Consider the following 23,240-nt stretch of genomic DNA (forward strand, 5'->3'; position numbering starts at 1 on the left):
CGAATTTGATCGAGTGGTCAGGCCGCGGGCGCTAGCTACTGCCCGCGTCGGACCCTCTAAACGGCCAGCAGGCCACGGATTTCAGGGGCCGCAGGATGTCGCTCGCGGAGCAGATCGAACAACAACCAGACGATGCAGGCTGGAGCGCCCACCTGCAGTTGCGCTTTGTCAGGCGTGACGATGTGACCCGCCTTGGTGCGCGTCGGCATTTCGGACCTCTTTTGGTGCAGCGGCCCTTCTACCCGGAAGGTGCACCGTGCCATGTCTATGTGCTGCACCCCCCAGGTGGCATCGTCGCTGGCGACCGCCTTGAGCTGGACATTCACCTGGAACCCGGCAGCCACGCGCTGCTGACCATGCCCGGTGCCAGCAAGTTCTACCGCAGCATCGGCCCGACTGCGCGGCTGACCCAATGTTTTCAGCTGGCCGCCGGCAGCACACTGGAATGGTTGCCGCAGGACAGCATCTTCTTTTCTGGCGCCCGCGCCAGCCTCGACAGCCGTTTCACCCTCGAACCCGGGGCGCGCCTGCTGGCCTGGGAAACCCTGTGCCTGGGGCGCCCTGTCATGAACGAACGGTTCGAGCAGGGCGCCCTGGACAGCCGTTTGCATATTGAGCTACCCGACGAAGTAGGCCTGCATGAACGCCTGCGTATCGAAGGCGGGCGCCTGGACAAGCTCGGCGGCCACCCGCTGCTCGCTACGTTCTGTGCGGCACCCGCCGACCAGGCGGTGCTGGAGCAAGTTCGCCCACTGCTCGATGAACTGGCCAACCCGGCCGGCGCGACCCTGCTGGGGTCGTTGCTGGTTATCCGTGTGCTTGACCATGACAACCAACACCTGCAACGCACCCTGCAACGCCTGTGGCATGTGCTGCGCCCGGCCGTCCTTGGCCTGCCTGCCTGCCCACCGCGTATCTGGGCTACCTGAGAGAGCGCCATGGAGCTTACCCCGAGAGAGAAAGACAAATTGCTGCTGTTTACCGCCGCATTGCTGGCGGAACGGCGCCTGGCCCGTGGCCTGAAGCTCAACTATCCGGAGGCCGTGGCGCTGATCAGTGCTGCTGTGCTGGAAGGCGCCCGCGATGGCCGCACCGTTGCCGAGCTGATGAGCCAAGGGCGCGAGGTGCTGACCCGGGAGCAGGTGATGCCCGGCATTGCCGAGATGCTCCACGACGTGCAGGTCGAAGCGACCTTCCCGGATGGCACCAAACTTGTGACCGTGCATGACCCCATCGTCTGAAACCGCTCAGGAGCCCCGCATGATCCCAGGTGAAATCCAGGTCGCCGCTGGCGACATCGAGCTGAACACTGGCCGCGAAACGGTCAGTGTCAGTGTGGCCAACCACGGCGACCGGCCGGTGCAGGTCGGCTCGCACTACCACTTCTACGAAGTCAACGAGGCGCTGGTGTTCGACCGTGCGCCCACCCTGGGCTTTCGCCTGGATATCCCGGCGGGCACCGCCGTGCGTTTCGAGCCTGGCCAGGCGCGCACCGTGCAATTGGTGGCCTACGCCGGCAAGCGTGAAGTCTATGGGTTCCAGGGCAAGGTGATGGGCCCGCTGGAGGGCAGGGTATGAGCCGTATTTCCCGCCAGGCTTATGCCGACATGTTCGGGCCCACCGTGGGCGACCGCGTGCGGCTGGCCGACACGGCGTTGTGGGTAGAGGTGGAGAAGGACTACACAATCTACGGCGAAGAGGTGAAGTTTGGCGGCGGCAAGGTCATCCGCGACGGCATGGGGCAGGGCCAGATGCTGGCCGTCGAGGCCATGGACCTGGTGCTGACCAACGCCCTGATCATCGACCACTGGGGTATCGTCAAGGCCGACATCGGCATCAAACACGGGCGTATCGCGGTGATCGGCAAGGCCGGCAACCCGGATGTGCAGCCGGGTGTCAACGTACCGGTGGGCCCCGGCACCGAAGTGATCGCGGCCGAGGGCAAGATCGTCACCGCCGGCGGTGTCGACTCGCATATCCACTTCATCTGCCCGCAGCAGGTGGATGAGGCCCTGAACAGCGGCGTCACCACCTTTATCGGCGGCGGCACCGGGCCGGCCACCGGCACCAATGCCACCACCTGCACGCCCGGCCCCTGGTACCTGGCGCGCATGCTGCAGGCCGCCGACAGCCTGCCGATCAACATAGGTTTGCTAGGCAAGGGCAATGCCTCGCGGCCAGACGCGCTGCGTGAGCAGATCGCGGCCGGTGCGGTGGGCCTGAAGCTGCATGAGGACTGGGGCTCGACCCCGGCGGCTATCGACTGCTGCCTGGGCGTTGCCGAGGAAATGGACATTCAGGTGGCGATCCACACCGACACCCTCAACGAGTCTGGTTGCATCGAAGACACCTTGGCGGCCATCGGCGACCGCACCATCCATACCTTCCACACCGAAGGTGCCGGCGGTGGCCATGCGCCGGACATCATTCGCGCAGCGGGGCAGGCCAACGTGCTGCCATCCTCGACCAACCCGACCCTGCCGTACACGGTCAACACCGTGGACGAGCACCTGGATATGCTCATGGTCTGCCACCACCTGGACCCGAGCATCGCCGAGGATGTGGCCTTTGCCGAATCGCGCATCCGCCGCGAAACCATCGCTGCCGAGGACATCCTCCACGACATGGGCGCTTTTGCCATGACCTCGTCCGACTCCCAAGCCATGGGCCGGGTCGGCGAAGTGGTGCTGCGCACCTGGCAGGTTGCCCACCAGATGAAACTGCGTCGTGGGCCTTTGCCGCCAGACACCGCCTACAGTGACAACTTCCGGGTCAAGCGCTACATCGCCAAGTACACCATCAACCCTGCGCTGACCCACGGCATCGGCCACGAGGTGGGCTCGGTAGAGCCGGGCAAGCTGGCCGACCTGGTGCTGTGGTCGCCGGCGTTCTTCGCGGTCAAGCCGGCCCTGGTGATCAAGGGCGGCATGATTGTCACCGCCCCCATGGGCGACATCAATGGCTCTATCCCCACGCCGCAGCCGGTGCACTACCGGCCGATGTTCGGCGCCCTCGGCGCAGCACGGCATGCCACACGCATGACCTTCCTGCCCCAGGCGGCAATGGACCGCGGCCTGGCCGAGGAGCTGAACCTGCGCAGCCTGATTGGCGTGGTCAACGGCTGCCGCCGGGTGCGCAAGCCGGACATGGTCCACAACACCCTGCAGCCGCTGATCGAAGTCGATGCGCAGACCTATCAGGTGCGTGCCGATGGTGAACTGCTGGTCTGCGAACCGGCCAGCGAACTGCCGCTGGCCCAGCGTTACTTCCTGTTCTGAAGGAGCACCGATGATTGTCTTGACCCGCCGTATCACCGACCCCGGCACGCTTGCTGTGAGCGGCACCGTCACCCTGGACGTGGACAGCCGCATCAAGAGCCGCCTGCGGGTAACCCTGGACGATGGCCGCGAAGCCGGGCTCATGCTCGAGCGCGGCCACCTGTTGCGCGGGGGAGAGCTGCTTGCTGATGCCGAAGGCAGCCAGCTGATCCGCGTGCTGGCGGCGCCCGAGGCCGTGTCGACGGTGCGCTGCGCCGATCCGCACCTGCTGGCCCGGGCGGCCTATCACCTGGGTAACCGCCACGTACCCCTGCAGATCGAGGCCGGTCTGTTGCGCTTCCAGCACGACCATGTGCTGGACGACATGCTGCGTGGCCTGGGCCTGACAGTAGAAGCCGAACAGGCACCGTTCGAGCCCGAAGCGGGGGCCTACCAGAGCGCACCGCATGGCCACAGCCATGCACACGGCCACGATCACCCGTTCGTACGCCTGCCTGCCCATTCCTGAACTGCCCTGGAGCAACCCATGAAAAAGACCTTCGCCCTGTTTCTGCTGATGCTGGCCCTGCCAGCCTTCGCCCACCCTGGCCATGACAGCAATCCGCTGCAGGACGGCCTGCTGCACCCGCTGACCGGCCTTGACCACCTGCTGATGCTGCTCGGCACCGGGGTACTCGCGGCGTTGACCGGGCGCAGCCTGACGCTGCCCCTGGCAACCCTGGCGGCGATGTTTGGCGGGGCAGTGTGTGGCCACCTGTTTGGCGACGTGCTGGGCATGGAAACCTTGATCGCCTTGTCGGTGCTGGTGGCTGCCGGCGCGGTGCTGCTGCCGAGCCGCCAGTTGCTGCTGGCCATGGCCATGCCGGTGTTTGCCCTGTTCCATGGCTGGGCGCATGGCGTAGAAGCCACGCCAAGCGCGTTCTGGCAATTCAGTGCAGGGTTTGTCACGGTCAGCGGCCTGCTGCTGGCGGCGGGCTTTGCGGTCGGTTGCCTGCTGCGCCGGCACAGCGGCCTGCAGAAGGCCTTTGGCGGCGGCTTGCTGGCCGGGGCCGCGCTGGTGCTGGCCGGTTGATGGACAGCGATCTGGCATTGCTGCGCCTTTTGCAACTGGCCAGCCCCGGCTTGCCGGTGGGTGGTTTCACCTACTCGCAAGGGTTGGAGTGGGCAGTCGAGGCGGGCTGGGTAAAGGGCGCGGCCGGTTTCGCGGCCTGGCAGCGCGAGCAGGTCGACGACACCCTGGCCTGCCTCGACTGGCCGGTGCTGGCGCGCCTGTACCACGCTTGCCAGGCAGGGGATGCCGCGGCGTTCGCCCACTGGTGCCGTTTTCTGCTGGCCAACCGCGAGACCGCCGAGCTGCGCCTGGAAGAACAGCAGCGTGGCGCGGCGTTGGCGCGGCTGCTTGATGGTTGGCAACTGGGCCAGGCCCCGGCCTGGCGCCCCAGCCTTGAATTGACTCAGCTGGGCGGTATGGCCTGGCTGGCTGCGCACTGGGCAATCCCGCTGCGCCCGCTGGCCCTTGGCTATGGCTTTGCCTGGCTGGAAGGCGCGGTAATGGCCGGGGTCAAGCTGGTGCCATTCGGCCAGCAGGCTGCCCAGACCTTGCTGCGCGACCTGGGCACCGGCTTGCCGGCAGCCCTCGACCAGGCATTGGCCCTGGGCGATGACCAGCTCGGTGGCGGCCTGCCATTGCTGGCCATTGCCTCATCGCGTCACGAAACCCAATACACCCGTTTGTTCCGTTCCTGAGGACTGCCTTCATGCAAAGCTATCAACAACCCCTGCGCGTCGGTGTCGGCGGCCCGGTCGGCTCCGGCAAGACTGCACTGCTGGAAGCGCTGTGCAAGGCCATGCGCGACCACTACCAGATCGCCGTGGTCACCAACGACATCTACACCAAGGAAGACCAGCGCATCCTCACCGAGGCCGGCGCCCTGGAGCCAGAGCGCATTGTGGGCGTGGAAACCGGCGGCTGCCCGCATACGGCGATTCGCGAAGACGCCTCGATGAACCTGGCTGCCGTCGAGGCGCTGGCGCGCAAATTTGGCAACCTGGAGGTGATCTTCGTCGAAAGCGGCGGTGACAACCTCAGCGCCACGTTCAGCCCGGAGCTTGCCGACCTGACCATCTACGTGATCGACGTGGCCGAAGGGGAGAAAATCCCGCGCAAGGGCGGTCCAGGCATTACCAAGTCGGACTTCCTGGTGATCAACAAGACCGACCTGGCGCCTTATGTAGGGGCTTCATTGGAAGTGATGGAGCGTGACACCCAGCGCATGCGGCCGCAGCGGCCGTGGACCTTCAGCAACCTGAAGAAGGGTGAGGGGTTGCAGGCAGTGATTGATTTCATTGTCGAGCGCGGGATGCTGGGTGTGCGTGGCTAATAGCGATATCAGTACTGCGCGGGCTCTTGTAGGAGCGGCCTTGCCGGGGCGCCGGACCGGTCGGAAAGGGCCGCGAAGCGGCCCCGGCAGTACTCGCGTCCGCGCTGAAATCCTGGGGCTGCTTTGCAGCCCTTTCCGACCGGTCCGGCGCCCCGGCAAGGCCGCTCCTACAACGATTTGCGTCTGGTTTGATCAGTTGTGGCAGCAGTGTGGCTTGTCGGGTTGCCCTTCATAGCGGTCATGGTGCCGCACCCAGTCCATGGTCCCGCTTTCGTTTCGCCCCAGTGGCGCAATGTCGAGGAAGTTGTACGTGTTGACCAGAATGTCCAACCCGCGGGCGTAGGTGGAGTAGGTGTGGTACACGCTGCCGTCCGGTTCGCGGTAGAACGCACTCAAGCCGGGCAGTTCGCTTTCACTGCCGTCATACGGCTCATAGTTGTAATGCCGTTCACCCTCGCTGCCGACACTGACGCCAAAGTCCTCGTTGAAACCACTGCCCTGTGACGAGTACCAGGGAAACTGCCAGCCCATGCGCCGACGGAACGCCTGAAACTCGGCATACGGCGCCCGGGATACCGCCACCAGCGACACGTCGTGGTGAGCCAGGTGCAGGTTGGCACCGTCAAAATGGTCGGCAAGGAACGAGCAGCCGGGGCAGCCTTCGCTCCAGCCCTCGACGAACATGAAATGGTAGAGCAACAACTGGCTGCGCCCCGCAAACAGGTCGCCCAGGCTCAGATCGCCGTCCGGCCCCTTGAAGTGATAATCGTGTTCGACCCTGACCCAGGGCAGGGCGCGACGGGCTGCTGCCAGCGCGTCGCGATGGTGGGTAAAGGCCTTTTCGTGCAGCCACAGTTGCTGGCGGGCTGCCAGCCACTGGCTACGGGAAACCACCGGGTGCCTGCTTTCGCTTGTGCTCATGGTGCTGTCTCCACGCTGGGGATTCACACACTAGTCGAGCACGCTCAGGTCTGATCGACAGGCACCGGTGGCCGGGCGATGAGCGGTAAATCGCTCAGCCCGAATGGGCGATATGGCCCTCGGTCAGTTCATCCGCCGCTTCTTCTTCGCCGGGCAGCGCGGTGATCACGCTGAAGTCGCTGACTTCCACCCTGCCGCCGCCGTAGCCCAGCAAGTGGAAGGAAAACGCTTTGCGCTCGGTCGGGTTGTCAAAGCTGAACTCCATTTCCAGGGGTTCGTCGGCGGTGACCTTAACTTCAGCAGGCAAGCCCAACGGTACGTCCTGTTCCAGTTGCTTGGCCTTGAGCTGGATGTAGGCCACACGCTTGGGGTCCAGCGAGCGCACCTTGACCCGCACACGGGTATGTGAGCCTTCCGGCATTTCCAGGTACTGGGCGCCGATCAGGTTGTCGGCCCAGTCGTCGTGAATGCGCTTGCGCAATTTGATCGGCGATGGGCCGCCGAACTGGTAACGCAGGTTGAGCGGGGTTTGCAACAGTGACTGGTCGAGCACCCCGGCCAGCGCGCCGATCTGCTGGCCGAGCAGGCTGTCAGCCGGGCCCAGGTAGCGGGCCTGGTCGGCAATGAAACCCTCGCTGGCGTAACGTCGGCAGCGTTGCTGGAAGTCACACTCGGTGAAGACGGCCTGGCCGTTGTGGTAGCGCAGCATGCCGTTGGTGTAGGAAATCATCTCGCGGCCCGTGTCGTAGTCGCGGTACAGCGAGCGGCCGCCAAGCGCCATGGGAATAGGCAGCGCAAAGTAGTCGAGCAGCGAAGTTGCCAGGTCGATATGGCCGTAGGTACCGCGTTTGATAGACGGCAACTGCGCCTGCTCCGGCGCCAGGGTGAGGTTGAAGCCCCAGGACGAGGCCAGGCGTACGCCGTCGATACCATGGGACTCGTCGGAGGTCACTACCACCAGGGTGTTCTTGAGCACGCCCTGGCGTTCGAGGTTGTCGAGGAAAGCCCCGAGCGCATCGTCCAGGTAGGCGACCGCCGCCTGTTTTGGCGTGTCATAGCGCTCAAGATACTCGGCTGGTGCAGAGTATGGCTGGTGGGTACCCACGGTGAGCAGGGTCAGCATCCACGGCTTGTCCTGTTTCTGCAGCTGGTCGACGTAGCCCAGCGCCCCTTCGAAGAAGGCCCGGTCATCCTTGCCCCAGGGGAAGTCCAGGTAGTTCTTGTTGCGGAACCACTCCAGGCCATGCACCGAGTCGAAGCCGATATGCGGCATGATGCGGTCCTTGGCCATGAAGCGCAGGCCGGCACCTTGCAGGTAGTGGGTGGTAAAGCCGGCCTGGCGCAGTTGCGCGGGCAGGCAGGCCTGGTTGCGCTCGTTCTGGGTCAGCAGCTCTACGCCTTTTGGCGTGCCATTGGCCAGCTTGTCGTAATCACCACATAGCATCGCGTACAGGCCGCGGATGGTCTGGTGGGTATGCAGCACGTAGTCCGGGGTGCTCATGCCGCGTTCGGCCCATTGGCTGAGCTTGGGCATCAGGTCTTCGTCGAAGCGGCTGTGCAGGGCGTGGCGGTTGGGCCGCAGGTAGGCCCCGGGGATACCTTCCACCGTGATGACCAGCAGGTTGCGAGCGCTGCCTGGCCCGGCCAGCAGCCGCTGCCCGTTCAGGTCGGATTGGGTCAGGCCACTGCTGGGGAGTGGCGTGAAGGTTGGCGAATGGCCCATCCAGCCTTCGACCGTGCGCTCCAGGGTACCGACCCCGGCGGACATGAGTTGGTGGGTGAGGTTGTATTGCCGCCACTGGTCAGCGTCGGTAGGTGCCAGCTGCTGGCTACCCCAGTGGGCACCAAACAGCACCACCGGAATGGCCCAGGCCTTGCGTGGCAGCGGCGTGCTGCGCTGGGCACGGCTGCGCCAGGCGGTGACCAGCCAGGCCAGCAGGCCGGCACCCAGGGTCAAGGGCAGCCAGGCGTGGGCCAGGCCGCCGCCGGTCGAATTCTCCATGAATTGCGGGTCGACCAGGTAGGCCAGGTCGGCGCTGGTGGGCAACCGGCCCACCGCGCTAACCAGTTCCGCCGAAGCCACCCACAGGGCTGCCCAGGCCAGTAGCACGGGCAGGGCCAGCCACCATGGTCGACGGTGTAGCAGCAACATCAGCAGGCTGCCGAGGGCGAGGTCGGACAGGTAACCGAGCGGGTTGGACCAGCCCAGCATGGCGCGCGTACCCAGTGGGATCACCAGTACCAAGGTTGCCAAGGCGGCAAGCCGGGTACGTGGGTGGTCTGACAGGTTCTTCACAAAAACTTCCCTTTTGCCATTAAATCGTCATGCAACTGTGCTGAATGATAACAGGGCGGGGAAGGGAAAACGGTTTGCTACAAGGCTGGTAACCAAAAGCCGGCCCCGCTTGCGCGGGGCCGGCCCTGGGCAAGTCTCAGAAGTAGTAGGGGAATTTCAGGCTGAAGGAAAAGTCAGGCGCATCGTCGGTCAGACCGATGGACAGGTTGGGCACGATGGTCAGGTTGTCGGTGGCGGCGAAGGTCAAGCCGATGTTGAAGTTGGCGGCGTTGTAGTCACTGTTGGAGATCGACTGCCAGTCGCCACCATCCGGCTTGATCTTGCTCTTGCGGGCAAACTGGTCAGACACCGAGAACGACATGCTCATCTTCTCGTTAAGGGCAAAGGCGATACCGCCGCCAATTTGCCAGGAGTCGCCAAGCTTCACGTCACCCGGCACCTTGCTGTTGACCTGCGGGCTGATATCGCTGAACGAGTCCTGCATGTTGTAGGTGTACGACAGGCTGCCGAACAACACGGCCGGGTCGAAGGTCTTGACCAGCGAGATGCCCGGTGTGATCGACCACACGCCGTTGCCGGTCGGCAGGCTCTCCGGGACTGACAGGTTGCTGTTGCCGTCAACCTCGCGCAGCTTGATGCCATACGGGTCCTTGCCGGTCGGCGCCTTGACCCGCAGGGTGGCAACAGCGTCAGGCCAGGTCTCGTCCTCATCGAGGAACTTGTACGCCACGCCAACGTTGATATCGCCGATTTCCGGGTCGCGGGTGACGCTCGCATCGGAGGTACTGGCCCCGGCACCCCCCGCGCCGCCGGAGGAATAAGTTGACTCGCGGTACACCACGGGGACGTTGATGTCGAACTGCCAGCGCTGCGCCAGGTTGTAGCGCGCGGTCATGTCCAAGGTCCAGTTGTCCGCCTTGATCCGGTCAAGGTTGATACTGCCGAGGAAGATAGAATCCAGCGCCAGGAAGCCATTGAGCGTGAGCGCACGGGTATCGTAATGGGTGTAGGTGACACCCGTTTCGAAGCTGAACTTGCCTCCGCCAAAGAATCCGCTGGCTTCGTCATACAGGTTGGAAACGCTTTGCGCCGGCTGGGAATCGGCCGTCAGCGCCTGGCCATAGGAGCTGCCTGTGGCGCCTGGCGTGCCTGACGCGACTGTCTGCGCGCCTTTTACCCCTTCGGCGGGGGATTTGACCAGGCGTTTGGGCGGCGCTGCTGCCGGGGCCTCCTCGACCTGCCGCACGCGCTGTTCAAGTACCATCAGCGCCTGTTGCTGGGCCTCGTAACGGCGTTTTAGTTCGATCAGTTCCTGTTTCAGCGCTTCCACCTGTGGGTCGGCGGCTGCGTAGAGTGCTGTGGCGGGTGCCAGGGTAGTCAAACACACAAAAGCTCTGAGCGTAAAAGATCGGTACATGGAGTTGCCGTCCCTTCCAACTACTTTTGATGAGACTGAGCGTAGATCAGTATCCGAAAGTGCGAAGACCTTTGAGCTGGTCAAGGCTGCCGTTGAGCGAAGCCGCCGTCGGCACGTTCTCGCGCATGACGACATTCAGGGATGTCATGTTGTTGACCCGGTTGCCGTTGCCGAGCAAGGTCGAATTCTGCATCAGTCCCCCCTGGGCCAGGCGCTGCGCACTGCTGCCCTGGTTGTTGCTGGCATTGATGTTGAGCTGCACACCTACACCGCTCGAAGACACACTGAGCGAGCCGGCGCCGTTTTCCCCGACCAGGGTCTGGCCGGCGGCCAGCACCTGACCTTGTTGTTGCACGGCGGGGGCCTGGTTGGCCTTGGTGACGTTGATATCGACGTTGTTGTAGGCCGTGTTGTTGTCACCGGCCGCCCGTACCACCTGGGTCACACCCTCGGTAGTGGCAAGGCCGTTGCCGCCGGTTACCACGCCAGTGCCGGCAGAGGGCGCACTGCCCGTCGCCGTACCTGTGCCTTTTTCATCAATCATCGATACATAAAACTGGGGCTTGATGGTCGATTGCTGAACCTGCAGCGTGGACGTCGCCCCGATCACGTCACCCTTGGCGTTTTGCCAGGTGCTGCTCATGACGATGCCGAAGCTCACGATTCGCCCCGGCATCACATAGCGCCCACGCAGGTTCGCCAACTCCTGGTCCTTCAGTTCAATGGGTTTCAACGCCTCGGCGTGGCTAGGCAGGCTGGCGGCCAGGCAGGCCATGGCCAGCCACAATGAAGTCTTCATGAAATGCTCCCTGGAGCATCATGCTCCTTGTCATTAGAACAGTCGTTAGAAGAAGTCGCTTTTGATGAAGCCGAAGTCCAGCAGCTCGTTGTCCTTCACGGGCGTGAAGGTGTCCACCCGGCCCTTGGCGGTCAATGGCAGGGGCGGGTCGAGCAGGATGTTGTTCTTGTCGTAACCCTGGCCGATCACGGCGAAGATGATGCCGTTCCAGCCCTTGAGGAAGTCTTCGACTTTGTAGCGTTTGTGGCCCAGTACCGGGTCACCGATGTACACCCAGCCCTTGTCGACCTTCTGCATGACCACGAAGTGCTTGTAGCCGCGCACGTCCATCAGCACCACGACTGGGATACGCACGCTGTGCAGGGTGTCGGGCGCTACGCGATAACCACGGGCACGCATCCCCAGGCTTTCGACGTAACGTTTCATGTCGAGCATCGAGAAGCCTTGGGTGCGCACCAGGTTCTGGTCGGCGTGGGCCAGCATGCCTTCGATGATCTGATGTTCGTCCACATCCAGCCAGTAGGCCTGGCGCAGGATGGTGGCCAGCGCGGCGGCGCCGCAGCTGAAGTCGGTTTTCTGTTGCACCAGGTCGGCAAATTTGCGTTCGCGCAGGCTCTGGAGGGGTTTGAACACCACGGCGCCGCCCGGCAGGACGGACAGCGGCATTTGTGCAGCTTCGCTCACGCTGGCCAGGCACAGCAAAAACGCCAAGGCGAAAATACGCATGATCGGTTGCCTTCCGGTGTGTTGAAGAAAGGCCCCCGGGAGGGGGCCTCAAGCGCAGCGTTTAGAACGAGGTGTTGGAGATGGCCAGCGAGTTGCTCTGCTGGTTGCCCACACCGGCCGCTACGTTCACGCCCAGGTTGCCGCTGCCACCATTTACCGAACCGCTAAGGGTTGCAGTATTGGTCACAGGGTTGGCCCAGCCGGTCGGGGTCAGCACTTGGAAGGACACGGTATTGCTCAAGTCGTAAGCGCTGCTTTCGCTGTAGCTCTTCGAAACGTCGTTGGAGGACTGTTTCGATTTTTCGCCAGACTTTTCAAACGCCGAGGCCGAAGCATTTTCGTACGAAGAGTCGTGAGACTTGGTGTACGAAGATTCCTTGGACTTGTCGTACGACGATTCACGCGACTTGTCGTAGTTGGAGTCGAATGCTTTCTCGAACGAAGAGTCGTATGCACTTTCGCGCGACTTGTCGACCGATACATCCAGCGATGCACTCAGCGAACCATCGAAGGTGCTGGAGCGGGTGCGCTCGCGACGGCCATCATCGGTAGTCAGGGTACGCGTAGCGTTGGCGGCTGCATCCAGCGAAGCATTCAGGTTGGCACTGCTCGACGAGCTGTTGCTGCCGCTGGCTGAGCCACTGGCACCCCAGCTGTTCGAGCCACTTGCGCTCGAACTGTTGGACCCGCTGGCAGAGCTGGCTTTCGAACCGCTGGAGTTCCAGCCACTGGAGCCGCTGGAGCTGGCGCTTTGCGAGCCGGCCACGCTGAAGCTCGACGAGGAGTTGCGGTCGTCGGTCGAGTTGAACGTGCCATCACGCGAGCTCGAACCGCTTGCCGAGGTGGTGATGGTAATCGTATCCACCCGGTAGGTGCGGTCGGCGGCGTTGTTCACGATCAGGCCTGGGCCGTCCTGTTCGGCAGACGCGGTGGCAGTGGCATTACCCAGCGGAGCACCGGTGTTGGCGATCGCCATGGTGTTTTTCTGTTGGTTGAGGTCGCCACCGGCGATGTTGATGCCGATGTTGCCCTCAGCCCCGCTGGCCGAGCCGCTCATCACAGCCGACGACTGGGTCGAATAGTTGTTGACCCGGTTGCCTGTGCTGGTTTGCACGACATCGGCTGTGGCATTGGCCATGCCGAACACGAAGCTGTTGTCCAGGCTCGACTCGGAGCCCGCGTTGGCGATGGCAGCTGCGTTATCCTGCTGGTTGCCGTTACCGGCCGCCACGTTGATGCCGACGTTACCGCTCGAACCTTCACCCGACTGGTTCATCTCGGCTTCGTTGATGGTGCCCTGATTGGTGATCTGGTTGTCAGCGCTGTTTTGCGTATCCCAGGCATTGGCCGTTGCATACACAGGGATCTTGGTGGGTGGAGGCGTGTGCTGACCATTGTTATGGTGGCCGTTATGGTGGTCATTACGCCGATCGTTTTGCCCAGCTTGTACAGCAACAGCCATGACCGCAGCAATTGCGAACACCAGAGGCTTGATTGCCATCGAGGGTTTCATGGTGATTCTCCGTACTTTATTAGGTTAAGTGTTGTTCTTAACTGATTGGGTCAATCTGCGACCCGGATGCTCAAGGTGTTGGCCATGCGGTTTCCCACCCCGGCACTCTGGTTCAACTGGATCACCCCACGGCTACCGGTGAATGCCTGGTCACTGGTGGTGACCTGGCGATAGCCGGCTGGAATGTCAGTTGCTCCGGAGTTGTTGATCAGCGCCACGTTCTGTTGCAGGAGGACGCTGTCGTCGATGCTTTGCGGTTGCGCACTGAGGCTGATGCTCAGGGCGTTGGCTTGCTGGGTATTGGCACCGGCGCTCTGGTTGACCCCCAGTGCGCCACTGCCGTTGCTGAAGGCGTTGCCCTGAATGGTCGAGCGGGCATCCATCGTGGGGTCGGCCGGCGTATTCAGCCGTTGCCGGATCTGCGTGCTGGCGTTTGCTTCAGGCCCCACGGCGATGGCGCGCGCGTTGACCTGTTGCTGCTTGTCGCCTGCCGCCTGGTTGACAGAGAGGTTGCCCTGATAGCGGCTGCCGGAGCTGTCGATGTTGGCGTTATTGATCACGGGAACCAGTGAGTCGGCGAGGGCTGGCGCACTGCACAGGGTGGCCAGAATCAGCAGCATGTGCTTCATCTCACTTGCCCCCGCCAGTCAGGATCTGCAACGGAGCGAGCCCGCGCTGAACACTTGAGTTGACCATGTTCGCGATCCCGTTACCCGATCCCCCCGTGCCCCGACCACCCGACAGGTTGGGCAGTTGGTTCTGATTGCCGAGGTTGCCGCCCAGGTTGTTGGTCTGCTGGGTGATCATGTTGCTGATGCCGGCGCCACTGCTGATGCTGGCGAAGTCGCCATCGCTCAGCTCGTTGGTCTGTTTGAGCACGTAGGCAGAAGGGTTGGCATTTACCGTGGTTGGGCTCGGGTCAGGAATAAGGGGCGGTATCGTCGCGTTGCGCACCTGCACGTCGCGCTTGATGATGATGATCCCGTTGTCCGCCTGGGCCGTCAGGCTCAGTGACCCCATTACACAACCCACCAGTACGAGGTGATAGAGGCGCTTGTCACTTTTCCTCACGACGGCAACTCCTTCTTTGAGCGCTGGCCCTGTTCAGCGATGCGAACAACAGAGCAGAAGGTGTGCCGCTTTTGAGAAGCGTTTGCAGATCAATGGGTTAAAGCAAACGGGTGAGAATCTGCGGCGTATTCTGTCTCAGGGTTGATACAGGTAGCCGCCGGTACTACTGGCAAAGCCAGCAGTGGCTATGACTGGAAGGGTTTTTGCAGGGGTGTTTCACTGGCTTGACAGTGACCCCGATGCGGGGGAAACCCCCGCATTTTCGGGGGCTTTGCCCCAGCGGTGTGTCTCAGAGGCTTAACACTCGGTGGGGCATGCTGGCGCATGGCTATTAAGCAGTGTAGCAACCGCTTGCAAGGCCAGCAATTGGCGCTGCGGCCAATTGCCCCCAAGTATCTGGTGGGCCTGTTCGTGCCGCTTCAGCCAGGCCAGGCTGTCGTCGAAAAACCGTTGGCGTTCGTTGAGGTCGGGCTGGCTGCGCTGGCCATCGGCGACCCAGTCCACGCCTTGCGGGCTGAGCAGCAGGTGCAGGTCGTAACGCCGTGCAAGCAATGCCTGTTCCAGCCAGGGCGGGCAGTCATCGAACAAGGCGCGGCTCCAGAGCATGTTGCTGAGCAGGTGGGTGTCGAGGATCAGCAGCGGTGGCGCCAGCTCGCGGGCTCGATCCTCCCAGGCCAACTGGCCTCGGGCGATGGTGGGGATATCGGCGTAGCAGGTATCGCGGCACTCCTGGTCGATGAAGTGGCGTACGTACTCGGCCACCACCACGCCGCCGAAATGCGCCTGAATCACGCCACTGAGCCAGCTTTTGCCGCTGGATTCGGGGCCGCACAGCACCAGTACCTTCATGGCCTGTTCTGCGCTCATGGCTGCACCAACGCCGGGTCACGGCGCCATTCCAGCCAGCCGCGCACGGCAATCAGGGTAAGCACGGCGAAGAAGCCTGCGGTGAAATACAGCTGCTGGTGCAGGTACTGGCCAACATAGACGATGTCCACCACTACCCACAGCGGCCAGCATTGCAGGCGCTTTTGGGCCATCCACAGTTGCGCTACCAGGCTGAAGCCGGTGAGGGTGGCATCCAGCCAGGGCAGGGCGGCATCGGTCCAGTTGGCCATGGCCCCACCCAGGGCTGCGCTCAACAGCAGCCCGGCAGCCAGGCTACTGAGCAGTGCCGGGCGTTGCAGCCGGGAGACCTGGCGGGCGTCTTCAGCGTGGCCTGGGCGCTTCCATTGCCACCAGCCGTACAGTTGCAGGATGGCGTAGGCCAGTTGCAGCAGCATGCCCGAGTACAGCTTCACTTCGAAGAACAACCAGCCATAGATCAGCACCATGACCAGGCCAATCGGCCAGCACCAGGCGTTCTGCTTGACCGTTAGCCAGACAGCGGTGACGCCGAGGACGGCGGCGATGAATTCAAGGCCGGACATCGGCGATCCTTGGAGGCTACGGGGAAGGGGCGAGATTGTAGCGGGTCATTGGGCCAAGGTGTAGCGCACATTGTGGGAGCGGCCGCGTCGATGTCCAAAGGCTAGACCCGGAACTGCCGCAGCAATTGTTCCAGCTCCTCGCTCAACTGCCCCAGCGCCACCCCGGCATCACTGGATTGGCGCGCCGCGTCAGCGGTCTGCTGGGACAGCCCGGCGGTATCCAGCACGTTACGGTTGATCTCTTCGACCACGTGCGCCTGCTGCAAGGTGGCACTGGCGATGGATGCATTCAAGGCGGTGAGGTTGTTCAGCGCCTGGTTGATGGCATCCAGGCTGGCGCCGGCCTCGCGGGCTTGCTCGACGGTCTGGCGCGAGGCTTCGCTGCTGGTGTCGATGGCCTTGACCGCCGCGTCCGACTGGCTTTGCAGGTGCGCGATCATGGTATGGATCTCGGCCGTCGATTGGGCTGTGCGCTGGGCCAGCAAACGCACCTCGTCGGCGACCACGGCAAAGCCGCGGCCTTGTTCGCCGGCCCGCGCCGCCTCGATGGCCGCGTTCAGCGCCAACAGGTTGGTCTGTTCGGCGATGGAACGGATGACATCCAGCACGCCGCCGATGCGCGTGCTGTGCCCGGCCAGGTCGCGAATCACCTGCACGGCCTGGTCGATGGTCAGCGATAGCCGATCGATCTGCGCCAGGCTACCGTGGATAGCCTGCTGGCCGTGCGTCACCTGTTGCTGTGCAGTGCGCATTTCCCCGGCGGCCTGTTCGGCGGTCTTGGCCACGTCCTGCACGGCGTACGTCACCTCGTTCACGGCAGTGGCCACTTGGTCCATTTGCAGCGATTGCTGGGCACTGCGCTGTTGTGCAGCCCCCGCATTGTCACCAACGTGCCCGGCGGATTGGGCCAATGCGTGGGCGGCGCCTTGCAACTGGCCAACCACCCCTTGGAGCTTGCCGTTGAAGCGATTGAAGTGTTCACCCAGGCGGGTGATTTCGTCACGGCCATGCGTATCCAGGCGCCGAGTCAGGTCGCTCTCGCCGCTGGCGATGTTGCTCATGGCCTGCACGGCCTGCTGCAACGGGCGGGCGATGCTGCGGGCAATCAGCATGACCACCAGCGCCATCAGCAGGGCAATGCCCACACCCACCAGCGAGGCGTCGCGCAGCTGGCGGGCGAATTCAGCCTGCACATCATCGACGTACACGCCCGAACCGATGATCCAGCCCCATGGCTTGAACAGCTGTATATAGGAAGTCTTGGCCACCGGCTCGCTGGCGCCGGGCTTGGGCCAGCGGTAGTTGACCGGCCCGGCGTCCTGCTGCCGGGCCAATGCGACCATCTCGTTGAACACGGCAAAGCCGTCGGGGTCGCGGATGGCCGAGAGGTCCTGGCCGTCGAGTTTGGGATTGGCCGGATGCATGATCATCTTCGGCCCCAGGTCGTTGATCCAGAAGTAGTCGCCGTGGTCGTAGCGCAGGGCTCGCACCACTTGCAGCGCCTGTTGCTGGGCGGCTTCGCGGCTGAGTGCGCCGGCCGCCTCCAGACCCTGGTAATAGGCCAGTACACCGGCCGCGGTCTGCACCACGTGGCGAGTCTTCTCCGCCTTGGCCTGGTACAGGTCACCGTGGATCTGGCGGAGCATCAACAGGCCCAGTACCACCAGCATGGCCACTGCCACCACAAGGATCAGCCACAAGCGACGGCTGATCGACATCAATCTGAGGGTCTTCATCCACGAGCTCCCGCATTGTTCTTGTTATCGAGGTGCATCCAAGCATGCTTTGCGGCAGGCCCCCACTCGACTAATGGCTAAGTGCTATCTTCGTAGTACTCTGCAGCAGGTCGCGTGAAGCGAATGCAAAGGCACTCTGCTAGGATTTCGGCCGCGCAAGATGAAACCTTTAGCAGCCGTGAACTTTTCCACTGGCGTTGCGCCCAACAGTCGCTGTAAAACAGCCGGGCCGCGTGCGGCAATTTCAAGCAAATCAAGAACAAGGGGCGTGCAACAAGCAGCGCTCCATCCGGGGGAATGATGGATTTTTGGACTGCCTTCCAGGCAATCATCTTAGGCGTGGTCGAAGGGCTGACGGAGTTTCTGCCGATCTCCAGTACCGGGCACCAGATTATCGTCGCCGACTTGATAGGGTTTGGCGGCGAACGGGCCATGGCTTTCAACATCATCATTCAGCTGGCGGCGATCCTGGCAGTGGTGTGGGAGTTTCGCGGCAAGATTCTCGAAGTGGTATTCGGCCTCACCAGCCAGCCCAAGGCGCGGCGTTTCACCGGCAACCTGCTGTTGGCGTTCATGCCTGCGGTGGTGCTGGGCGTGCTGTTCGCCGACCTGATACATGAGTACCTGTTCAACCCGGTCACCGTGGCGGCGGCACTGGTGGTGGGTGGCATCATCATGCTCTGGGCCGAGCGTCGCGAGCACAGCGTGCAGGTGGACCATGTGGACGACATGCGCTGGAGCCATGCGCTGAAAATCGGTTTCGTTCAGTGCCTGGCGATGATTCCGGGCACTTCGCGCTCCGGCTCGACCATTATCGGTGGCCTGCTGTTCGGCTTGTCGCGCAAGGCGGCGACCGAGTTTTCGTTCTTTCTGGCGATGCCTACCATGGTTGGTGCGGCGGTGTACTCGGGCTACAAGTACCGCGACCTGTTCCAGCCCAGTGACTTGCCGGTGTTTGCCATTGGTTTCGTGACTTCGTTCATTTTCGCCATGATCGCTGTGCGTGCGCTGCTCAAGTTCATTGCCAACCACAGCTACGCGGCATTTGCCTGGTATCGCATCGTTTTCGGCCTGCTGATTCTGGCGACCTGGCAGTTCGGCTGGGTTGACTGGTCTACAGCACATGGCTGAGGCGCTGCGCGGGCAACGGGCGGAAGGCGTGCGTAATGTGCGCCTCAAACTGCTGCTGTTGTGCTTGCTTTGCCTGTTACCCGGCTTGGGGGCGGGGCGCCTGGCCTGGAACGATCAGGCCTGGTGGCCGTTGGCGCTGTACCCGGCAATGAGCCTGGTCAGCCTGTTGCTGTATTGGCGGGATAAACAGCAGGCGCGGACGCAGGCTTGGCGTACACCCGAGAAAGTGCTGCACGCCAGTGAATTACTGGGTGGCTGGCCTGGGGCCTTGCTGGCACAACAGCTGTTTCGGCACAAGACCCGCAAGGTTTCGTACCAGTTGGTGTTCTGGGGGATTGTGCTGGTGCACCAGGTGTTCTGGGCGGACTGGCTGTTTTTTGAGGGGCGTTATCTGCCCTTCAATTGATATTTACCTGTACCGGCCTCTTCGCGGGCTTGCCCGCTCCCACAGGTACAGTGCAAGTCTTCAAGTCTGTGGTGGCTCTGTGGGAGCGGGCAAGCCCGCGAAGAGGCCGGTACAGGCTGACTAGATCAACAAACCCACCTGCAACCGCTTGGGCAATCGCCGCACCACCAGCTGGTGCGAGCGCTGCAACAAATCACACAGCTCATCACGCCCCATGGGGTAGGGCAGCGCCATGCTGATCCACCGCGCCCGCGCCAGATACGGCGCAGGCCGCACCCCTGGGCGGTCGCAGTAGCCGAGAAACAGCTCATCGGCCACTTTGAACGACAGCCCCGCACCCGCCAGGTCGAGCACCGCAAACATCTTGTTGCCCGCCACCGAGAACACCCGGACCCCTCCCCATTTGTAGTCTTCCCGTGCACCCGGCAGGCTCAGGCAAAACGCTGCCACCTGGGCTTCGCTCATCTTCCTATCAGACATACCGCTCTCCACAGGCCTCGAATGATGCCGCCAGGTGATCGATCCATACCCGCACCGCGGGCAGTACACCGCGCCGATGCGGGTACACCGCCTGCAGATAGCCGCCTGGCAGTGACCAGTCTGGTAGCAGGCGCACCAGTTCGCCGCGTTCCAGTTCTTCTTCACAAAACATGCTGGGCAAGGCGGTGAATCCGAGTCCAGCCCGTACAGCGGCATTACGTACTACGAAATCGTCGATGGCCAAGCGCGGTTCCAGGGCGATTTCCTGCTGCTTACCATGCGGGCCGAACAGGCGGAAGTGTACTAACCGGTCTGCCTCGGCGGCGCCCAGTACCGGCAGTGACGCCAGCTCACCCGGTTCGCGGATGTGGTCGGCGAAACCGGGCGCGGCCACCAGTTGCATCTGCGCCTGACGCAGGCGGCGAGTAACCAGGGCCGGGTCTTCGTCGCCCAGGTCCCGTACGCGCAGCGCAACGTCGATGCCTTCGGAAATCAGGTCGACGCGGCGGTTGAGCAGCACCATGTCCAGCTGCACCAACGGGTACTGGGCGAGGAAGCGGCTGATCACATCCGGCAGGAAGGCATGCGCCAACGCTACAGGGCAAGACACCCGCAAGCGCCCGCGCGGCTCGCTGCTCATGCTGGCTACGGCTTCATCGGCGGCTTCGGCTTCCAGCAGCATGGCCTGGCAGTGGTGCAGGTAGCGCTCGCCCACCGCCGTGAGTTTCAGTTGCCGTGTGGTGCGTTGCAGCAGGCGGGTGCCCAGGCGTTCTTCCAGTTCGGCAATACGCCGTGACAGGCGCGACTTGGGGATGCCCAACTGACGCCCGGCTGCAGCGAAACCGCCGGCTTCGACCACGCGGGCAAAGTAGAAAAGGTCGTTGAGGTCTTGCATGGGAATGTCTCACTGTTCCATCTGTGGGACAAACTAGCGCATTTTTAGCGACTTATCAGCCATTACTCATCCCGGTAGGATTCTCTCCATCGTGATCGCCCACCGCTGCGGTCTTCAATCACTGGAGAGTCCCATGAAACTGTTGCATATCGATTCGAGCATCCTGGGCGACAATTCCGCCTCCCGCCAGCTGAGCCGTGAAGTGGTCGAAGCCTGGAAGGCTGCCGACCCGAGCGTGGAGGTGGTGTACCGCGACCTGGCCGCCGACGCCATCGCGCACTTCTCTGCCGCCACCCTGGTGGCCGCAGGTACCCCTGAAGACGTGCGCGATGCGGCCCAGGCGTTCGAAGCCAAGCTGAGCGCGGAAACCCTGGAAGAGTTCCTGGCCGCTGATGCCGTGGTGATTGGTGCGCCGATGTACAACTTCACCGTGCCGACCCAGCTCAAGGCCTGGATCGACCGCGTTGCCGTTGCCGGCAAGACCTTCCGCTACACCGAAGCGGGCCCCGAAGGCCTGTGCGGCAACAAGAAAGTGGTGCTGGTGTCCACCGCCGGTGGCCTGCACGCTGGCCAGCCGACTGGCGCCGGGCATGAAGACTTCCTGAAAGTGTTCCTGGGCTTTATCGGTGTCACCGACCTGGAAATCGTTCGCGCCCATGGCCTGGCTTATGGCCCGGAACACCGGAGCCAGGCAATTGATGCTGCCCAGGCGCAGATTGCCAACGAGCTGTTTGCCGCTGCCTGATCCTCGGTAGCTGGTCTGTCATGGCCTCATCGCCGGCAAGCCAGCTCCCACACCGTACGCATCGACTTCGAGTCATGCGCGGTACCTGTGGGAGCTGGCTTGCCGGCGATGATGCCGTTTCAGGCGACCGGGATGGTTGGGTCGGCAGCCGCCAAAGCCGCAGCGCGATCCGCCGCTGGCGGGTAGATCCATACTGTGTTGATCTGCGCCTTCAGCGCCTTGGCCTCGGCTTTGTCCTCCGGTGGTGACACCGCACGTTCCCACCCTTCGGTATACACCGCGCCCCAGGCTCCCAGGTCCAGGCAAGTCACGTACTTGGGCTGGCTGTAGGGCATGGGTGCCACGCCGATCAGCTCGGCAGCGGCATTGTTGCCCGCATAGCGCCCCAGCGGAATCGCATGCTGGCAGGACATCACTGCGTAATTGCCCAGCTCGTCACAGGCGGCGTAGGCCGCATCACCCGCCGCGTACACCGCATCATTGCCCTTGACCTTCAGGTTGCCATCAACATGCAAGCGCCCCTGGCGGTCGCGCTCGCCGCTGATCTGTTCGGTGAGCGGGTTGGCCTTGAAGCCCACCGTCCATACCACCGTACTGGCGTCGATGCGCTGGCCGTTGTCCAGCGATACGCCGGCTGCGTCCACCGCAGCCACCGTGGCACCGCTGACCCATTCGACACCCAGCGCCTCGCAAGCCTGTTCGATGGCCGGGCGAATGCCGTCTCCCAACGCTGCACCCACCCTGGCGCCGCGATCGATGACTACCACACGCAACGCTGTATCTTCACCGAGGATTTCCCGGAGCCGTGCCGGCAGCTCGGTGGCAGTCTCGATGCCGGTAAAGCCGCCCCCGGCTACCACCACGGTATTGCGCGCGGGCGTGTCGGGCAGGCTGGCCAACGACTTGAGGTGGGCTTCCAGGCGCGCAGCGCTGTCGATCTTGTCGACGTCGAAAACCTGCTCGATACCGACCATGTCAGGCCGGTTGAGCACACTGCCGCAGGCCATGATCAGGCGGTCGTAGGGCAGGGCGCACTGTGTGCCGCTGCGGGTGCGGTAGCTGACCCGACGGGCCGCTTCGTCGATGTGGAATGCCGTGCCTTGCACAAAGCGAACGTTGACGGCATCGAGCAGGTCCTGCAGCGGCGCGGCCATGGTGTGAACGTCGGGCTCGTAGAAGCGCGGGCGCACATGCAGTTCGGCCTGGGGGGCGAGCAAGGTGACCTCGACCTCCTTGCTACCGTTGAGGTCAAGCTGGCGGATGGCGCTGAGTGCGCTCCACAGGCCGGCAAAGCCCGCGCCAATGATCAGGATCTGCTTCATGGTTGTGCTCCTTTTCAAGTTCGGTGGACAAGGTAGACCGTATTGCAGGCCAACGGTGTTACCAACGCCTGCAGGAGTGCTTCAGAATGTTGGCGGCGTGATCACCCAGATCACCACGGCATCCACCTCACCGGGGTTGCCGTAGCGGTGGGGCTCCTGGCTCGAGAAGCTGAAACTGTCGCCTTCACCCAGCTGGAAGTGCCGTTCACCCACCCAAAGCTCGAAGCTGCCGCTGAGGATATAGCCGGCTTCTTCGCCTTCATGGCTGTAGCTTTGCTGGCTGTAGGTGCCAGGGGGGAAGCGTGAGTGCAGGATCTCCAGCTGGCGGTTGGGCTGGGGGGTGAGCAGCTGATCGACGATGCCATCTTCATAGTGCACGCTCAGGCGGCTGTTGCGCCGCACCACATAGCCCTGGTCCTCTGGTGCAGTGATGGCTTCGCTGGCGAAGAACCACTGGATGGTCACACCCAGGCTGCGGGCGATGTTGAACAGCGCCGGGATCGACGGGTAGGAAAGGTTGCGCTCCAGTTGGCTGATGTAACCGGCGGTCAGTTCACTGTGCGCGGCCAGCTCCGCCAGGGTCATGCCGCGGCGCTTGCGCAGGCCGCGGATGCGCGTGCCCAGGAACTGCGGCGCGGCGCCCCCGGCGTCGCTGGCGGGGGGCTGGGGGAGTTGGCTCATGCGCGTCGGTCC

The 23,240-nt window shown here is 63.2% G+C and carries 26 protein-coding genes; 11 read left to right on the forward strand and 15 right to left on the reverse strand.

Going from position 1 to position 23,240, the window contains the following annotated elements; all coding sequences use genetic code 11:
• The first annotated feature begins 95 nt into the window (after window positions 1–95).
• From JOY50_RS05640 to ureG, 8 genes are read left to right on the forward strand one after another with little or no spacing between them, the layout of a single operon-like run.
• Window positions 96–929 (forward strand): urease accessory protein UreD, encoded by an 834-nt coding sequence (locus JOY50_RS05640; RefSeq protein WP_132840355.1) that lies wholly within the window; start codon window positions 96–98, stop codon window positions 927–929.
• 9 nt (window positions 930–938) lie between these two features.
• The gene (locus JOY50_RS05645; protein ID WP_016486440.1) at window positions 939–1,241 is read left to right on the forward strand and encodes an urease subunit gamma; all 303 of its coding nucleotides are present in this window, start codon (window positions 939–941) and stop codon (window positions 1,239–1,241) included.
• A gap of 19 nt (window positions 1,242–1,260) precedes the next feature.
• Window positions 1,261–1,578: an urease subunit beta gene (locus JOY50_RS05650; RefSeq protein WP_028613751.1), complete on the forward strand. Its 318-nt coding sequence runs from the start codon at window positions 1,261–1,263 to the stop codon at window positions 1,576–1,578.
• Window positions 1,575–3,278, forward strand: coding sequence for an urease subunit alpha (gene ureC / locus JOY50_RS05655; protein ID WP_132840358.1), 1,704 nt, complete (start codon window positions 1,575–1,577; stop codon window positions 3,276–3,278). Before JOY50_RS05650 ends, ureC begins: the two co-directional genes overlap by 4 nt.
• Window positions 3,279–3,288: 10 nt before the next feature.
• Window positions 3,289–3,786, forward strand: coding sequence for an urease accessory protein UreE (gene ureE / locus JOY50_RS05660; RefSeq protein ID WP_132840361.1), 498 nt, complete (start codon window positions 3,289–3,291; stop codon window positions 3,784–3,786).
• Between the two features lie 18 nt (window positions 3,787–3,804).
• Window positions 3,805–4,350 (forward strand): HupE/UreJ family protein, encoded by a 546-nt coding sequence (locus tag JOY50_RS05665; protein WP_132840364.1) that lies wholly within the window; start codon window positions 3,805–3,807, stop codon window positions 4,348–4,350.
• Window positions 4,350–5,024, forward strand: coding sequence for an urease accessory protein UreF (locus tag JOY50_RS05670; protein WP_138737134.1), 675 nt, complete (start codon window positions 4,350–4,352; stop codon window positions 5,022–5,024). The genes JOY50_RS05665 and JOY50_RS05670 overlap by 1 nt, the downstream gene beginning before the upstream one ends.
• An 11-nt stretch (window positions 5,025–5,035) precedes the next feature.
• Entirely contained in the window at window positions 5,036–5,659 is a 624-nt protein-coding gene (gene ureG, locus JOY50_RS05675) for an urease accessory protein UreG (protein WP_010953755.1), read from the forward strand.
• Between the two features lie 192 nt (window positions 5,660–5,851).
• On the opposite strand, the gene JOY50_RS05680 is transcribed toward ureG, so the two are convergent.
• The 11 genes from JOY50_RS05680 to mcpP all read right to left on the reverse strand — a co-directional run bounded on the left by JOY50_RS05680 (window position 5,852) and on the right by mcpP (window position 17,568).
• Complete coding sequence (locus JOY50_RS05680; RefSeq protein ID WP_243054904.1) at window positions 5,852–6,580, reverse strand: thioredoxin family protein; 729 nt, start codon at window positions 6,578–6,580, stop codon at window positions 5,852–5,854.
• A 94-nt stretch (window positions 6,581–6,674) separates the two neighbouring features.
• The gene (locus JOY50_RS05685) at window positions 6,675–8,876 is read right to left on the reverse strand and encodes an LTA synthase family protein (RefSeq protein WP_243054905.1); all 2,202 of its coding nucleotides are present in this window, start codon (window positions 8,874–8,876) and stop codon (window positions 6,675–6,677) included.
• Window positions 8,877–9,012: 136 nt separating this feature from the next.
• Complete coding sequence (locus tag JOY50_RS05690) at window positions 9,013–10,293, reverse strand: hypothetical protein (RefSeq protein WP_028613758.1); 1,281 nt, start codon at window positions 10,291–10,293, stop codon at window positions 9,013–9,015.
• A gap of 46 nt (window positions 10,294–10,339) precedes the next feature.
• Window positions 10,340–11,092: a hypothetical protein gene (locus tag JOY50_RS05695; RefSeq protein WP_132840374.1), complete on the reverse strand. Its 753-nt coding sequence runs from the start codon at window positions 11,090–11,092 to the stop codon at window positions 10,340–10,342.
• A 45-nt stretch (window positions 11,093–11,137) separates the two neighbouring features.
• The gene (locus JOY50_RS05700; protein ID WP_028613760.1) at window positions 11,138–11,818 is read right to left on the reverse strand and encodes a C39 family peptidase; all 681 of its coding nucleotides are present in this window, start codon (window positions 11,816–11,818) and stop codon (window positions 11,138–11,140) included.
• A 61-nt stretch (window positions 11,819–11,879) separates the two neighbouring features.
• On the reverse strand, window positions 11,880–13,331 hold the full coding sequence (locus tag JOY50_RS05705; protein WP_132840377.1) for a heme utilization protein: 1,452 nt from the start codon (window positions 13,329–13,331) through the stop codon (window positions 11,880–11,882).
• A gap of 50 nt (window positions 13,332–13,381) precedes the next feature.
• On the reverse strand, window positions 13,382–13,960 hold the full coding sequence (locus JOY50_RS05710) for an adhesin (RefSeq protein WP_132840381.1): 579 nt from the start codon (window positions 13,958–13,960) through the stop codon (window positions 13,382–13,384).
• A gap of 1 nt (window position 13,961) precedes the next feature.
• Window positions 13,962–14,402 (reverse strand): hypothetical protein, encoded by a 441-nt coding sequence (locus JOY50_RS05715; RefSeq protein ID WP_028613763.1) that lies wholly within the window; start codon window positions 14,400–14,402, stop codon window positions 13,962–13,964.
• A 297-nt stretch (window positions 14,403–14,699) separates the two neighbouring features.
• Window positions 14,700–15,269, reverse strand: a complete 570-nt coding sequence (locus JOY50_RS05720) for an AAA family ATPase (protein ID WP_243054906.1) — start codon at window positions 15,267–15,269, stop codon at window positions 14,700–14,702.
• Complete coding sequence (gene pnuC / locus JOY50_RS05725; protein ID WP_132840392.1) at window positions 15,266–15,832, reverse strand: nicotinamide riboside transporter PnuC; 567 nt, start codon at window positions 15,830–15,832, stop codon at window positions 15,266–15,268. The genes JOY50_RS05720 and pnuC overlap by 4 nt, the downstream gene beginning before the upstream one ends.
• A 101-nt stretch (window positions 15,833–15,933) precedes the next feature.
• A complete protein-coding gene (gene mcpP / locus JOY50_RS05730; RefSeq protein ID WP_138737131.1) occupies window positions 15,934–17,568 on the reverse strand; it encodes a methyl-accepting chemotaxis protein McpP in 1,635 nt (544 codons plus the stop codon).
• A 300-nt stretch (window positions 17,569–17,868) separates the two neighbouring features.
• Between mcpP and JOY50_RS05735 the strand changes: the two genes are divergently transcribed.
• Window positions 17,869–18,699: an undecaprenyl-diphosphate phosphatase gene (locus tag JOY50_RS05735; RefSeq protein WP_132840400.1), complete on the forward strand. Its 831-nt coding sequence runs from the start codon at window positions 17,869–17,871 to the stop codon at window positions 18,697–18,699.
• Complete coding sequence (locus JOY50_RS05740) at window positions 18,692–19,105, forward strand: DUF1294 domain-containing protein (protein ID WP_132840403.1); 414 nt, start codon at window positions 18,692–18,694, stop codon at window positions 19,103–19,105. The genes JOY50_RS05735 and JOY50_RS05740 overlap by 8 nt, the downstream gene beginning before the upstream one ends.
• Window positions 19,106–19,225: 120 nt before the next feature.
• Here the strand turns inward: JOY50_RS05740 and JOY50_RS05745 are convergent, their stop codons facing one another.
• Window positions 19,226–19,585: an MmcQ/YjbR family DNA-binding protein gene (locus JOY50_RS05745; RefSeq protein WP_138737130.1), complete on the reverse strand. Its 360-nt coding sequence runs from the start codon at window positions 19,583–19,585 to the stop codon at window positions 19,226–19,228.
• Entirely contained in the window at window positions 19,578–20,480 is a 903-nt protein-coding gene (locus JOY50_RS05750; RefSeq protein ID WP_059395505.1) for a LysR substrate-binding domain-containing protein, read from the reverse strand. The genes JOY50_RS05745 and JOY50_RS05750 overlap by 8 nt, the downstream gene beginning before the upstream one ends.
• A 133-nt stretch (window positions 20,481–20,613) precedes the next feature.
• Between JOY50_RS05750 and JOY50_RS05755 the strand changes: the two genes are divergently transcribed.
• On the forward strand, window positions 20,614–21,225 hold the full coding sequence (locus tag JOY50_RS05755; protein WP_016500018.1) for an FMN-dependent NADH-azoreductase: 612 nt from the start codon (window positions 20,614–20,616) through the stop codon (window positions 21,223–21,225).
• Window positions 21,226–21,344: 119 nt separating this feature from the next.
• On the opposite strand, the gene JOY50_RS05760 is transcribed toward JOY50_RS05755, so the two are convergent.
• Entirely contained in the window at window positions 21,345–22,547 is a 1,203-nt protein-coding gene (locus tag JOY50_RS05760; RefSeq protein WP_132840407.1) for an NAD(P)/FAD-dependent oxidoreductase, read from the reverse strand.
• Between the two features lie 81 nt (window positions 22,548–22,628).
• Window positions 22,629–23,228, reverse strand: a complete 600-nt coding sequence (locus JOY50_RS05765) for a helix-turn-helix domain-containing protein (protein WP_138737129.1) — start codon at window positions 23,226–23,228, stop codon at window positions 22,629–22,631.
• Window positions 23,229–23,240: the final 12 nt, after the last annotated feature.

Source organism: Pseudomonas sp. BP01 (assembly GCF_022760795.1).
Classification (GTDB): Bacteria; Pseudomonadota; Gammaproteobacteria; order Pseudomonadales; family Pseudomonadaceae; genus Aquipseudomonas; species Aquipseudomonas putida_Q.